12 protein-coding genes and 1 other RNA gene are annotated in these 12,350 nt (G+C 57.8%); 4 read left to right on the top strand and 9 right to left on the bottom strand.

Features of this window, described 5'->3' with window-relative positions; all coding sequences use genetic code 11:
* The first annotated feature begins 19 nt into the window (after positions 1-19).
* From ssrS to GJV78_RS02870, 3 genes are all read left to right on the top strand, one after another.
* Positions 20-203: non-coding RNA, 6S RNA (gene ssrS, locus GJV78_RS02880), on the top strand.
* Positions 204-308: 105 nt separating this feature from the next.
* Complete coding sequence (locus GJV78_RS02875) at positions 309-899, top strand: 5-formyltetrahydrofolate cyclo-ligase (protein ID WP_155106913.1); 591 nt, start codon at positions 309-311, stop codon at positions 897-899.
* 246 nt (positions 900-1,145) lie between these two features.
* A complete protein-coding gene (locus GJV78_RS02870) occupies positions 1,146-1,580 on the top strand; it encodes a hypothetical protein (RefSeq protein ID WP_155106912.1) in 435 nt (144 codons plus the stop codon).
* 32 nt (positions 1,581-1,612) lie between these two features.
* Here GJV78_RS02870 and serA read toward each other — a convergent pair whose 3' ends face one another.
* A complete protein-coding gene (gene serA / locus GJV78_RS02865) occupies positions 1,613-2,845 on the bottom strand; it encodes a phosphoglycerate dehydrogenase (RefSeq protein ID WP_155106911.1) in 1,233 nt (410 codons plus the stop codon).
* A gap of 262 nt (positions 2,846-3,107) precedes the next feature.
* The gene (gene rpiA / locus GJV78_RS02860) at positions 3,108-3,767 is read right to left on the bottom strand and encodes a ribose-5-phosphate isomerase RpiA (RefSeq protein WP_155106910.1); all 660 of its coding nucleotides are present in this window, start codon (positions 3,765-3,767) and stop codon (positions 3,108-3,110) included.
* Between the two features lie 451 nt (positions 3,768-4,218).
* On the opposite strand from rpiA, the gene argP reads away from it, so the two are divergent.
* Positions 4,219-5,112 carry a DNA-binding transcriptional regulator ArgP gene (argP, locus tag GJV78_RS02855; protein ID WP_155106909.1) on the top strand — a complete coding sequence of 298 codons (894 nt, stop codon included), beginning with the start codon at positions 4,219-4,221 and terminating at the stop codon, positions 5,110-5,112.
* A 62-nt stretch (positions 5,113-5,174) separates the two neighbouring features.
* On the opposite strand, the gene GJV78_RS02850 is transcribed toward argP, so the two are convergent.
* The 7 genes from GJV78_RS02850 to GJV78_RS02820 all read right to left on the bottom strand — a co-directional run.
* A complete protein-coding gene (locus tag GJV78_RS02850) occupies positions 5,175-5,927 on the bottom strand; it encodes an oxidative stress defense protein (protein ID WP_167519339.1) in 753 nt (250 codons plus the stop codon).
* Between the two features lie 87 nt (positions 5,928-6,014).
* The gene (argO, locus tag GJV78_RS02845) at positions 6,015-6,656 is read right to left on the bottom strand and encodes an arginine exporter ArgO (protein WP_167519338.1); all 642 of its coding nucleotides are present in this window, start codon (positions 6,654-6,656) and stop codon (positions 6,015-6,017) included.
* A 155-nt stretch (positions 6,657-6,811) separates the two neighbouring features.
* Positions 6,812-7,669: a small-conductance mechanosensitive channel MscS gene (locus tag GJV78_RS02840; protein ID WP_155106908.1), complete on the bottom strand. Its 858-nt coding sequence runs from the start codon at positions 7,667-7,669 to the stop codon at positions 6,812-6,814.
* A 405-nt stretch (positions 7,670-8,074) separates the two neighbouring features.
* Positions 8,075-9,154 carry a class II fructose-bisphosphate aldolase gene (gene fbaA, locus GJV78_RS02835; protein WP_155106907.1) on the bottom strand — a complete coding sequence of 360 codons (1,080 nt, stop codon included), beginning with the start codon at positions 9,152-9,154 and terminating at the stop codon, positions 8,075-8,077.
* A 241-nt stretch (positions 9,155-9,395) separates the two neighbouring features.
* On the bottom strand, positions 9,396-10,559 hold the full coding sequence (pgk, locus tag GJV78_RS02830) for a phosphoglycerate kinase (protein ID WP_155106906.1): 1,164 nt from the start codon (positions 10,557-10,559) through the stop codon (positions 9,396-9,398).
* Positions 10,560-10,607: 48 nt separating this feature from the next.
* Complete coding sequence (epd, locus tag GJV78_RS02825; RefSeq protein WP_155106905.1) at positions 10,608-11,627, bottom strand: erythrose-4-phosphate dehydrogenase; 1,020 nt, start codon at positions 11,625-11,627, stop codon at positions 10,608-10,610.
* Between the two features lie 306 nt (positions 11,628-11,933).
* On the bottom strand, positions 11,934-12,350 hold a 417-nt coding region (locus tag GJV78_RS02820; RefSeq protein WP_330998775.1), incomplete at its 5' end, for a transketolase-like TK C-terminal-containing protein.

Raw genomic sequence — 12,350 nt, 5'->3', positions numbered from 1 at the left:
GAGTGGCCGGGAAGTTAAAAATTCTCTGAGATGTTTGCAAGCGGGCCAGTCCCCTGAGCCGATATTTCATACCACAAGAATGTGGCGCTCCGCGGTTGGTGAGCATGCCCGGTCAGTCCGGGAAGCCTTAAAACTGCGACGACACATTCACCTTGAACCAAGGGTTCAAGGGTTACAGCCTGCGGCGGCATCTCGGAGATTCCCTTCTTTTTATTGTTTTACCTTTGCTCAACGTTCAGTTTTTACCCTCCCCTGTATTACACTTGCCTCCTCGTACTCTTACTTCCTTAGCGACCCGGCAGGCAGATATGACGCACATTTCCGCGACCTCGCGACAGCAAATTCGCCAGCAGATCCGTCAGCGTCGGCGCGCGTTAACGCCGGAACAGCAGCGGCAGTACGCCCTTCAGGCCGCCGGACGAATGATGAAATATCCGCCGATCCTGCAGGCGCAAACGGTGGCGATCTTTCTTTCGTTTGATGGCGAGCTGGATACCCGCCCCCTTATTGACCGGCTCTGGCAAGCGGGCAAGCGCGTCTGTCTGCCAAGGCTGCACCCGTTCAGCCCCGGCAACCTGTTATTTTTACGCTATCGCCCGCACAGCCAGCTGCTGGAGAATCGGCTGAAGATCCGCGAGCCAAAGCTGGACGTGCGCGACGTGCTGCCGCTCCCGCAGCTGGATGTGCTGGTGACGCCGCTGGTGGCCTTTGACGAAACGGGGCAACGGCTGGGGATGGGCGGTGGATTTTACGACCGGACGCTGCAGAACTGGCGGCAGTATCGTCTGCAGCCGGTCGGCTACGCCCACGATTGTCAGCAGGTGGACACGCTGCCCCTGCAGCCGTGGGATGTCCCACTGCCGGCGGTCATTACGCCAACAAAAACCTGGCAATGGTAGCGCGCCCAAACGGCCGATACGGCTGTTTTTCACCCAAACGCTTACCGCTTTCAGCATCCGCCCGATGAATCCACCGGGCAACGGCGCGCCGGTTCAGCTCCGCGGCTCGCCGAAAGCCTTCTCCTGCGGACACAACGGCATCTATTGGCTTTAGCCGCCGTTTGCGGCAAGCTAAGTACAGGATAATTGCCCTCGGCTAAGCCACGGCGCGAAAGACAGCGCCATGACCCATAACGGAATGTAAGCATGAAAAGGATGTTAAGTATCATCAGCGCACTTTGGGAGGTGGTTCGCCCGGTATGCCTTTTGCTGGCTGCAGCGACCTATTTGCTGTGCGTCCTGCTGATACTGTCCGTTATTTTTATCATTACCCTGCCCTTCACGTTCTACCAGGTGACAAAGGAACGGGCGCAGCGCGAGCCGGAAAAGCGGACAATGCCGCCGTTAGGGACGTTGGACGCCAATGATTTCCTCGGGCTGTCGGAAGGCGATATCCAACAAAAATTTGGCATCCAATCGCAACAGAGCGGCATGCTGGATCATGGCCAAAGCCTCGCTCAGTGGCTTAGCGAGGACGGGACGATCGAGTGCTGGTTTCAGTCAGAAATATGCTACGACTGCACTTTTTTACAGAACGGCCGTGAGATAGCTCGCGCCCACCGCCCCCGGAAACGGTGGTGAGCAGGCCGTAGCCTACTCAACCGGCATCGCCATCAGTACAGCAGGCGGGCACGAATGGTGCCGGGGATAGACTTCATCGCCTGCAGCGCTTTTTCCGCCACATCCTCTTCCGCTTCGATATCAATAACCACGTAGCCCATCTGCGCAGAGGTTTGCAGATACTGCGCGGCAATATTGACGCCCTGTTCGGCGAAAATCTGGTTCAGCGACGTCAGCACGCCGGGACGGTTTTCGTGGATATGCATCAGGCGGCGACCGCCGTGCAGCGGCAGCGACGCCTCCGGGAAGTTAACGGCGGAGAGCGTGGAGCCGTTATCAGAATATTTAATCAGCTTGCCTGCCACCTCCAGACCGATATTCTCCTGTGCTTCCTGGGTGGAGCCGCCGATATGCGGCGTCAGGATGACGTTATCGAACTCGCACAGCGGTGAGGTAAAGGGATCGCTGTTGGTGGCCGGCTCGGTCGGGAAGACGTCAATGGCCGCTCCCGCAAGATGCCTGCTGGCCAGCGCGTCGCACAGCGCCGGAATATCAACCACCGTGCCGCGGGCGGCGTTGATCAGCAGCGAACCCGGCTTCATCAGCGCAATCTCTTTCGCCCCCATCATATTTTTAGTGGAGGCGTTTTCCGGAACGTGGAGGCTCACCACGTCGCTCATATTCAGCAGATCGGAGAGATGCTGCACCTGGGTGGCGTTACCGAGCGGTAGCTTGCTCTCAATATCGTAGAAGTAGACGTGCATCCCCAGCGACTCCGCCAGAATACCCAACTGGGTGCCGATATGGCCGTAGCCGATGATTCCCAGCTTTTTGCCGCGCGCTTCAAAAGAGCCCGCCGCCACCTTGTTCCACACCCCGCGATGCGCTTTGGCGTTGGCCTCAGGCACGCCGCGCAGCAACAGCAGCAGCTCGCCAATCACCAGCTCGGCCACCGAGCGAGTGTTAGAGAACGGGGCGTTGAATACCGGAATGCCGCGCTTTGCCGCCGCGTTCAGGTCCACCTGGTTGGTGCCGATGCAGAAACAGCCGATAGCCACCAGCTTTTCCGCCGCATTGATAATCTCTTCGGTCAGATGGGTACGGGAGCGCAGGCCAATAAAGTGGGCGTCGCGGATCGACGCTTTCAGCTGCGCGGCGTCCAGCGCGCCCTTATGATATTCGATGTTGGTATAACCTGCGGCACGCAGGCTTTCCAGCGCCTTTTGGTGCACGCCCTCAACCAGCAGAAATTTTATTTTGTCTTTCTCCAGCGATACCTTTGCCATTTCCTGACCCTGTATTTTGTTGTTTTGTTATGTTGTGTATGGATTCGCGTCCGCCTTTCAACATATCAAAAAAAATGATTGCGGCAATATGAACCCTGCCACCCCCGGCCAGGGCCGGGCGATTCCGCAGCAAGTAGCAGAGTAAAATACTGGAGATAACTTTTTATCTGAATGGATCGACAGGGCAGAGGCACAAATGTGATACATATCACTAAATATGCCCGGTAAAAAAATTTACAGGGGAGACGCGCTCCCCTGCGGATTATTTTTTGATGGTTTTCACGCCTTCCGGGGTACCGATCAGCGCCACATCCGCGCCACGGTTGGCAAACAGGCCGACGGTGACGACGCCCGGAATGGCGTTGATGGCATTTTCCATCGCTACCGGATCGAGAATCTCCATTCCATGCACGTCCAGGATCGCGTTGCCATTATCGGTAATCACCCCCTGACGATACTCCGGACGACCGCCCAGCTTCACCAGCTGGCGCGCCACCGCGCTGCGCGCCATCGGGATCACCTCCACCGGCAGCGGGAAACCGCCGAGGATAGCCACCTCTTTAGAGGCATCGGCGATACAGACAAAGGTCTTCGCGACGGAGGCGATAATCTTCTCGCGGGTCAGCGCCGCGCCGCCGCCCTTGATCATCTGCATCTGGCCGTTGATTTCATCCGCGCCGTCCACATAAACGCCGAGGCTGTCCACGTCGTTAAGATCAAACACAGGGATGCCGAGGCGGGTAAGTTTTGCCGTCGAAGCCTCCGAGCTGGAAACCGCGCCTTCAATCCGATCTTTTATTGTGCCCAGCGCGTCAATAAAGTGTGCGGCCGTTGAGCCGGTGCCCACGCCCACAATGGTTCCGGGCTGTACATACTGGAGTGCCGCCCAGCCAACCGCTTTTTTCAGTTCATCCTGCGTCATGATCGTTTCGCCTGTAATGATGTAAAATTCCGGCGCATTATACCCTAAATAATTCGAGTTGCAGGAAGGCGGCAAGCGAGGGACAGGGATGTCCCTCATTTATCCCCGGGAGCATAGCGAACACGGTGACCGGGGCGAATGACAAATCTGTCGGGAGCAGATTTGAACGCCGCGCAGCGGCGGCCCGTCTCATGGATGAGACGAGTAACCCGTAGCCAACACACATGCAGCCTGAAGTATGACGGGTATATATACCCGCCATCCGTCGGGTTGCACAGGCATTGGCCGCCGCTCATTCGCGAATTTAACCCGGACGCCGCAGAACCCGCGTCGTCGTCGTCGGTAAAAAGCGCGTCGCCCCCGCCTGCAGACGATGGATTGGGTCTGTACCTCGCGTAAATTTATGTCATAGTGCAGAACAGGAAAAAAATATCAGGAGCAGGTCAGAGTAATGAAACGTCCGGACTACAGAACGCTGCAGGCGCTGGATGCGGTTATCCGTGAACGAGGATTTGAGCGCGCCGCGCAGAAGCTATGCATCACGCAATCCGCCGTCTCACAGCGCATTAAACAGCTTGAAAACATGTTCGGACAGCCGCTGCTGGTGCGCACCGTGCCGCCGCGCCCCACCGAGCAGGGACAGAAGCTGCTGGCGCTGCTGCGCCAGGTGGAGCTGCTGGAGGAGGAGTGGCTGGGCGATGAACAGACTGGCTCCACTCCGCTGCTGCTGTCGCTGGCGGTTAACGCCGACAGCCTGGCGACCTGGCTGCTCCCAGCCCTTGCCCCGGTGCTGGCCGACTCCCCTATCCGCCTCAATCTGCAGGTGGAAGATGAGACCCGCACCCAGGAGCGTCTGCGCCGCGGCGAGGTGGTTGGCGCGGTCAGCATTCAGCATCAGGCGCTGCCGAGCTGCCTGGTGGACAAGCTCGGTGCGCTCGACTATCTGTTCGTCGGCTCGAAAGCCTTTGCCGGGCGCTACTTTCCCAATGGCGTTACCCGCTCCGCGCTGTTGAAGGCCCCCGCAGTGGCCTTTGATCATCTGGACGATATGCACCAGGCTTTCCTGCAGCAGAACTTCGACCTGCCGCCGGGTAGCGTCCCCTGCCATATCGTTAACTCTTCAGAAGCCTTTGTGCAGCTGGCGCGCCAGGGCACCACCTGCTGTATGATCCCGCATCTGCAGATTGAGAAAGAACTGAAAAGCGGCGAGCTGATCGATTTGACCCCCGGCCTGTTCCAGCGCCGGATGCTCTACTGGCACCGCTTCGCTCCGGAGAGCCGCATGATGCGCAGCGTCACCGACGCGCTGCTGGCGTTTGGGCACCGGGTTTTACGGCAGGATTAATCCCGGCCTTCCCGGCGGGGATGCATTAAAAAAGCCGGAACGCTGTCCGGCTTTTTAACAGGTCACTGCGCCTTGTCGGCCGCGGGCTGTTGCCCCTGGCTCGTCTTCGGCTCCAGCTGGAACACCACGTCCACCTGATCGTCAAACTGAATGGTCGACTGCTCGTAGGTCTCCTCGGCGGAGGCCGCCGACGCCGGCGCAGGGCTTTTCAGCATACGGATCATTGGGCTCGGCTGGTAGTTTGAAACGTGGTAGCGCACGCTGTAAACCGGACCAAGCCGGCTGTTAAAGCCTGCCGCCAGCTGTTCAGCCTGATGAATGGCGTCGTTAATGGCCGCCTTGCGCGCCTTGTCCTTATAGGCATCCGGCTGCGCTACGCCCAGCGTCACCGCGCGGATCTCATTTAACCCGGCCTTCAGCGCGCCGTCCAGCAGCGAGTTAAGCTTGTCGAGCTGATGCAGCGTCACCTCGACGGTGCGCAGCGCCCGGTAGCCTTTCAGAACGCTTTTGCCATTCTGGTAGTCGTAGTCCGGCTGGGTGCGCAGATTGGCGGAGCTGATATCCTTTTTCGCTATCTGGTTTTGCTCAAGGAAGGAGAGGTATTGCGCAACGCGCTCGTCGGCCTGCTTCTTGGCGGTCACCGCATCCTTCGCCGCCACGTTAACCTCAATTGCCAGGGTGGCCATATCTGGGGTTGCATCCACGCTTGCCGTACCGGAAGTCACGATGTGCGGTCCGTCAGGCAGTTCGCTTGCCTGGACCGACATTGCGCTGAATCCCACTAATGCCGCCAGGGCCATCACTTTGAACTTCACTGCTGTTCCTCCATGTTGCGTTCATCGCCCGCACCGTCGGGGCACCTGCAGGCAATCTTAACGCTTATTGGCGCAAAGTCTATCGGACTACGCCTGATTAAACAGGGCGTGAACGTGACCGATCCCTTCTTTTGCCAGCCCAATCGCGATAAACCACATCACCGCGCCAACCAGCAGATTAATGGTTCTCTGAGCCTTTACCGTCCGCAGACGCGGTGCCAGCCAGGCGGCCAGCAGCGCCAGGCCGAAGAACCAGATAAATGAGGCGCTGATGGTGCCCAGCGCAAACCAGCGCTTTGGATCCGGGGCAAGCTGCCCTCCGATGCTGCCCAGCACCACAAAGGTATCCAGATAGACGTGCGGATTCAGCCAGGTGACCGCCAGCATAGTGACGATAATTTTCCAGCGCCCCTGCCTTACCTCTCCGGCGCTGACCAGCGCCAGGCTGCTGCTCATTGCCGTTTTAAACGCGCCGAAGCCGTACCATAACAAAAATGCCACTCCGCCCCAGGTTACCAGCGCCAGCAGACACGACGACTGCATTAACAGCGCGCTCCCACCAAAAACCCCCCCGCAAATCAGCAGCAGATCGCTGATGGCGCAGAGCAGCGCGACGGTAAGATGATATTGACGACGTATCCCCTGATTCATCACAAACGCATTTTGCGGGCCGAGAGGAAGAATTAAGGCCGCACCAAACACAAGGCCCTGAAAATAATAGGCTAACACGCTGTTTATCCCGAAAATTTTTTGAGCGCTGACTATAGCGCGGGGTAGTTATTAGCGGAAATGGATAATATTAATCACCAATAAGGAAAATTAATACAGCGGTTCGCCAGGCGGCGGTGCCGGCCCGCCGCGTCGCGGGCCGGGCTTCGGGCGGGTTATTCGGTCTGTTCGGGCAGGCGACGGAGGTTCACGTCCATCTGCGGGTACGGGAAGCTGATGCCCGCGGCGTCAAATTCACGTTTAATGCGTTCCAGCACATCCCAGTAGACGTTTTGCAAGTCGCCGCTGTTGCTCCAGACGCGCACCACGAAGTTGATTGATGAGGCCCCCAGCTCGTTCAGGCGAACCGTCATTTCGCGGTCTTTCAGAATACGCTCGTCGGACTGGATAATCCCGGTCAGAATCGCTTTCACCCGATCGATATCAGAATCATAGGCGACCCCGATAACGAACTCATTGCGGCGTACCGGCTCGCGGGAAAAGTTAATAATATTGCCGCCGATAATTTTACCGTTCGGGATCACAACGATTTTACCGTCCGCGCTGCGCAGGGTGGTGGAGAAAATCTGCACGTTCAGCACCGTGCCCGCCACTCCCCCAAGATCGACATACTCCCCCGCGCGGAACGGACGGAACACCACCAGCAGCACGCCGGCCGCCAGGTTGGACAGAGAGCCCTGCAGCGCCAGCCCCACCGCCAGACCGGCTGCCCCGAGTACGGCGATCACCGAGGCGGTCTGCACGCCCACGCGGCCTAGCGCAGCAATCAGCGTAAAGGCGATAACCGCATAGCGCACCAGCGCGGCGAGAAAGTCAGCGACGGTGGCGTCGATGTGCCGCGCCCGCATCACCCGGTGAATACCGTTGGAAACAATACGCGCCGCAATCACCCCACCAATGACAATGGCAATAGCCGCGACGATGTTGACGGCGTAACTTAGCAGCAGCGCCTGATTATGCACCAGCCAGGAGCCTGCTCCATTAATGCTGCCGACAACGTTTAACTCATTCATTCTTCATCCTCTGGTTATACCCGTCATACTTCAGGTTGCATGTGCGTTGGCTTTATTCGGCCCTGGGGCCTCACCCTGAAGGGCCGCCGCCAGCGGCGTTCAAATCTGCTCCAGGCAGGTTTGTCGCCCACCCCGGTCACTTACCTCAGTAAGCTCCCGGGGACTAATGAGAGACAGCCTGCGGCTGTTCAAAACGCGCTGCGTTTTGTCATGCAACTCGAATTATTTAGGGTAGATAACAAAATACAAAAGCGAACCCCGTTAAAGGTAAACAACAAGCGGGAAATGCGCCATTTTCCCCCGCTTCCGACCGCGGTTCAACGGCGGCAGGGCGGGCCGCCGCGCCGTTCCGCGCTGAAAAAAAGGCTTCCCGCAGGAAGCCTTTTTTCACAGCCATCGCCCCGATTACAGAACGTCAATAGCGTTCAGTTCGGTAAAGGCTTTTTCCAGGCGGGCAATCATCGTTACCTGGCCTGCACGCAGCCATACGCGCGGATCGTAATATTTCTTGTTCGGCTGATCTTCCCCTTTCGGGTTGCCCAGCTGGCCCTGCAGATACGCTTCATTATCTTTGTAGTATTTCAGCACGCCTTCCCAGGTCGCCCACTGGGTGTCGGTGTCGATGTTCATTTTTACTACGCCGTAGCTAACGGAGTCCTTGATCTCCTGAGCCGTCGAGCCGGAGCCGCCATGGAAGACGAAGTTCAGGCTGTTGTGCGGCAGGTTATGTTTCTTAGAAACATACTCCTGGGAATCGCGCAGGATGGTCGGGGTCAGCACCACGTTACCCGGCTTGTAAACGCCGTGTACGTTGCCGAAGGAGGCCGCGATGGTAAAACGCGGGCTGATTTTGCTCAGCTCGGTATAGGCGTAATCCACGTCCTCCGGCTGGGTATACAGTGCGGAAGCGTCCATGTGGCTGTTGTCGACGCCGTCCTCTTCACCGCCGGTGCAGCCCAGCTCAATCTCCAGGGTCATGTCGATTTTGGCCATCCGGGCCAGGTACTTCGAGCAGATCTCAATATTTTCGTGCAGGGGCTCTTCGGACAGGTCAATCATGTGGGAAGAGAACAGCGGCTTGCCGGTGGCGGCAAAGTGTTTTTCACCCGCGTCCAGCAGGCCATCGATCCACGGCAGCAGCTTCTTCGCGCAGTGGTCGGTGTGCAGGATCACCGGAACACCGTAGTGTTCGGCCATCTGATGCACGTGGTGCGCGCCGGAGATCGCGCCGAGGATCGCCGCGCCCTGCGGCACATCGCTTTTCACGCCTTTACCGGCGATGAAGGAGGCCCCACCGTTGGAAAACTGAATAATGACCGGCGCTTTCACTTTTGCAGCGGTTTCCAGAACGGCGTTGATGGAATCAGTGCCGACGCAGTTAACCGCAGGCAGTGCAAAGTTGTTTTCTTTTGCTACCTGAAACACTTTCTGAACGTCATCACCAGTGATTACGCCAGGTTTTACGAAATCAAAAATTTTAGACATGTTACGTAGTCCTGTATCTTCGGCCGTTATACGCCTCATCATCCAGCCCGCCTCTGCGCCGGCAGCTGAAATACCCGTCTCATCCATGAGATTTGCCCTTGCGGGCGGCTGCCCCGGTCGCTGACGGAGGTCAGGTACGGGACTCGCTCAGCTGCCAACCTGCCGCAGCCTGAAGGATGATGCGCGGAGAGTTGAAGTTCGCATACAAAGCAACGGGCAGGTTACCCTGCCCGATTAAAGCTTACTGCTTAGCGCGCTCTTCGAGCATCGCGACTGCGGGCAGCACTTTGCCTTCTACAAATTCGAGGAATGCGCCGCCGCCAGTGGAAATGTAGGAAATTTTATCAGCAATGCCAAACAGATCGATTGCCGCCAGGGTATCGCCGCCGCCGGCGATGGAGAACGCTTCGCTGTCGGCAATGGCGTTCGCCACGATTTCGGTGCCTTTACGGAAGTTCGGGAACTCAAACACGCCCACCGGGCCGTTCCACAGAATGGTTTTGGCATTTTTCAGAATGTCAGCCAGCTTCTCAGCGGAAACATCGCCGATATCGAGGATCTGCTCGTCGCTTTTCACGTCGTTAACGGACTTCAGCGTCGCTGCGGCGGTTTCCGAAAACTCGGTTGCCACGCGAACGTCGGTCGGGACCGGAATATCGCAGGTGGTCAGCAGGCGTTTGGCCTCGTCGACCAGATCCGCTTCGTACAGGGATTTGCCCACGTCGTGGCCCTGTGCGGCGATGAAGGTGTTGGCGATGCCGCCGCCGACGATCAGCTGATCGGCAATTTTGGACAGAGAGTCCAGCACGGTCAGCTTGGTGGAAACTTTAGAGCCGCCGACAATAGCGACCATCGGGCGAGCAGGCTCCTTCAGCGCTTTACCCAGCGCGTCCAGCTCGGCGGCCAGCAGCGGGCCTGCGCAGGCGACGTCGGCAAACTTGCCGATACCATGGGTGGAGGCCTGCGCGCGATGCGCGGTGCCGAAGGCGTCCATAACGAAGACGTCGCACAGCGCGGCGTATTTTTTGGACAGCATCTCGTCGTCTTTCTTCTCGCCTTTATTAAAACGAACGTTTTCCAGCACCACCAGCTCGCCGTCGGCGACTTCCACGCCGTCCAGGTAATCTTTCACCAGGCGAACCGGGTTAGACAGTTTGTCTTTCAGGTAATTAACAACCGGCTGCAGAGAGAATTCTTCGTTGTATTCGCCTTCGGTCGGACGCCCCAGGTGGGAGGTGACCATCACTTTCGCACCCTGCTTCAGGGCCAGTTCGATGGTCGGCAGAGAGGCGCGGATACGCGCGTCGCTGGTTACTTTCCCCTCTTTAACAGGCACGTTCAGATCCGCCCGGATGAAAACACGTTTCCCGGCAAGATCCAGATCGGTCATCTTAATTACAGACATGGTGAATCCTCTCAATGATTCTTAATATTTTGCAGGCACATATGCGCCCTACCTGAAACCAATTGCGGCCATTGCTAACGTCGTGTCGAGCATTCGGTTAGCAAAGCCCCATTCATTATCACACCAGACCAGAGTCTTGATCAGATGCGCGCCGCTGACCCGGGTTTGGGTACCATCAACAATAGCGCTGTGCGGATCGTGGTTAAAATCTATCGAGACCAACGGTAATTCCGTATAGTCAACTATACCATGAAATGTATCTTGTGCCGCCTTTTGGAGCAAGTCGTTGACTTCATGGGCTTTTACGGGTTTCATCACCGTCACGCTCAGGTCGATCGCCGTCACATTTATGGTAGGTACGCGCACCGCAATGGCCTCAAAGCAATCGCTGAACTGCGGGAAAACCCGGGCGATCCCCGCCGCCAGCCGGGTATCCACCGGAATGATCGACTGGCTGGCCGCCCGCGTGCGCCGCAGATCCGGATGATAAGCATCGATCACCTGCTGATCGTGCATCGCGGAATGGATCGTCGTCACGGTGCCCGACTCAATGCCGTAGGCATCATCTAACAATTTGATGACGGGGATGATGCAGTTTGTCGTACATGAGGCGTTGGAAACGATGCGATCTTCCGGGCGCAGCCGATGCTGGTTGACGCCGAACACCACGGTGGCATCGAGATCGCTGTCGCCGGGATGGGAAAAAAGCACTTTCTTCGCCCCGGCGGCGATATGCGCCTCGCCGTGCTGGCGGCTGCCGTAAACGCCGGTACAGTCCAGCACCACGTCAACGCCAAGCTCGCGCCACGGCAGCGCTTCCAGGGTCGGCTCGTGCAGAAGGCGAATCGCATCGTCGCCGACGAGGAGCCGTTCACGCTGCTGGCTAACGTCCCATGCAAAACGGCCGTGGCTGGTGTCATATTTCAATAGGTGAGCCATACCTGCGGCATCCGCCAGCTCGTTGATCGCCACCACGGCGATCTCCGCCCGGCGTCCGGATTCATAGAGCGCGCGAACCACGTTACGCCCGATACGCCCAAAGCCATTAATCGCTACACGTACGGTCATAAATCTCCTGCAAGGCTTTCCCAACTCCGATAATGGCTGACAGAGTAATCCAGCGTCCGGTTCAGGAAAACCTCGCCTGTCGCAAACTGCGACTGTTTGTTGAATTGTCGAGCATTCAATCAACTGAAACGGTTCAGCCAGAATAAGCGAAACGCGGTATAAAAGGAATAATTGTCCAGACCATGAGCGTGATTATCTGATGTGGATCACATTTTTTTGGCGGTTCTTCGGACGGATTATTCTATTGAGCCTGGTTAACAAATTAAAAAGGGCCGCCTGAGCGACCCTGTGTTTTCCCGCTGGCGGTTACAGCAGCGCTCTGGCTTTTGCCACCACATTTTCCACGGTGAAGCCAAACTCCTTAAACAGCAGCTCCGCCGGGGCGGATTCGCCGAAGGTGTGCATTCCCACCACCGCGCCGTTCAGCCCCACGTACCTGTACCAGTAGTCCGCGATACCGGCCTCCACCGCCACCCGCGCGGAAACCGCTTTCGGCAGCACGGATTCACGGTACGCCGCATCCTGCCTGTCGAACACATCGGTGGACGGCATCGACACCACCCGCGCCTTCACCCCTTCGGCAGACAGTTTTTCCCAGGCGGCTACCGCCAGCTCAACCTCGGAGCCGGTGGCGATGAAGATCAGCTCCGGCTGCCCCGCGCAATCTTTCAGCACGTAGCCACCGCGGGCGACGTTCGCCAGCTGCTCTGCGCTGCGCTCCTG

The organism is Intestinirhabdus alba, from assembly GCF_009711095.1.
In the GTDB taxonomy this organism is placed as follows: Bacteria; Pseudomonadota; Gammaproteobacteria; order Enterobacterales; family Enterobacteriaceae; genus Intestinirhabdus; species Intestinirhabdus alba.
This window is presented reverse-complemented; position numbering and strand designations above follow the sequence as displayed.

What these genes read in the sequence shown, in the direction of transcription:
- GJV78_RS02875 (WP_155106913.1), top strand. Translation starts at nt 309, where the DNA reads ATGACGCACATTTCCGCGACCTCGCGACAGCAAATTCGCCAGCAGATC.
- GJV78_RS02870 (WP_155106912.1), top strand. Translation starts at nt 1,146, where the DNA reads ATGAAAAGGATGTTAAGTATCATCAGCGCACTTTGGGAGGTGGTTCGC.
- serA (WP_155106911.1), bottom strand. Translation starts at nt 2,845, where the DNA reads ATGGCAAAGGTATCGCTGGAGAAAGACAAAATAAAATTTCTGCTGGTT.
- rpiA (WP_155106910.1), bottom strand. Translation starts at nt 3,767, where the DNA reads ATGACGCAGGATGAACTGAAAAAAGCGGTTGGCTGGGCGGCACTCCAG.
- argP (WP_155106909.1), top strand. Translation starts at nt 4,219, where the DNA reads ATGAAACGTCCGGACTACAGAACGCTGCAGGCGCTGGATGCGGTTATC.
- GJV78_RS02840 (WP_155106908.1), bottom strand. Translation starts at nt 7,669, where the DNA reads ATGAATGAGTTAAACGTTGTCGGCAGCATTAATGGAGCAGGCTCCTGG.
- fbaA (WP_155106907.1), bottom strand. Translation starts at nt 9,154, where the DNA reads ATGTCTAAAATTTTTGATTTCGTAAAACCTGGCGTAATCACTGGTGAT.
- pgk (WP_155106906.1), bottom strand. Translation starts at nt 10,559, where the DNA reads ATGTCTGTAATTAAGATGACCGATCTGGATCTTGCCGGGAAACGTGTT.
- epd (WP_155106905.1), bottom strand. Translation starts at nt 11,627, where the DNA reads ATGACCGTACGTGTAGCGATTAATGGCTTTGGGCGTATCGGGCGTAAC.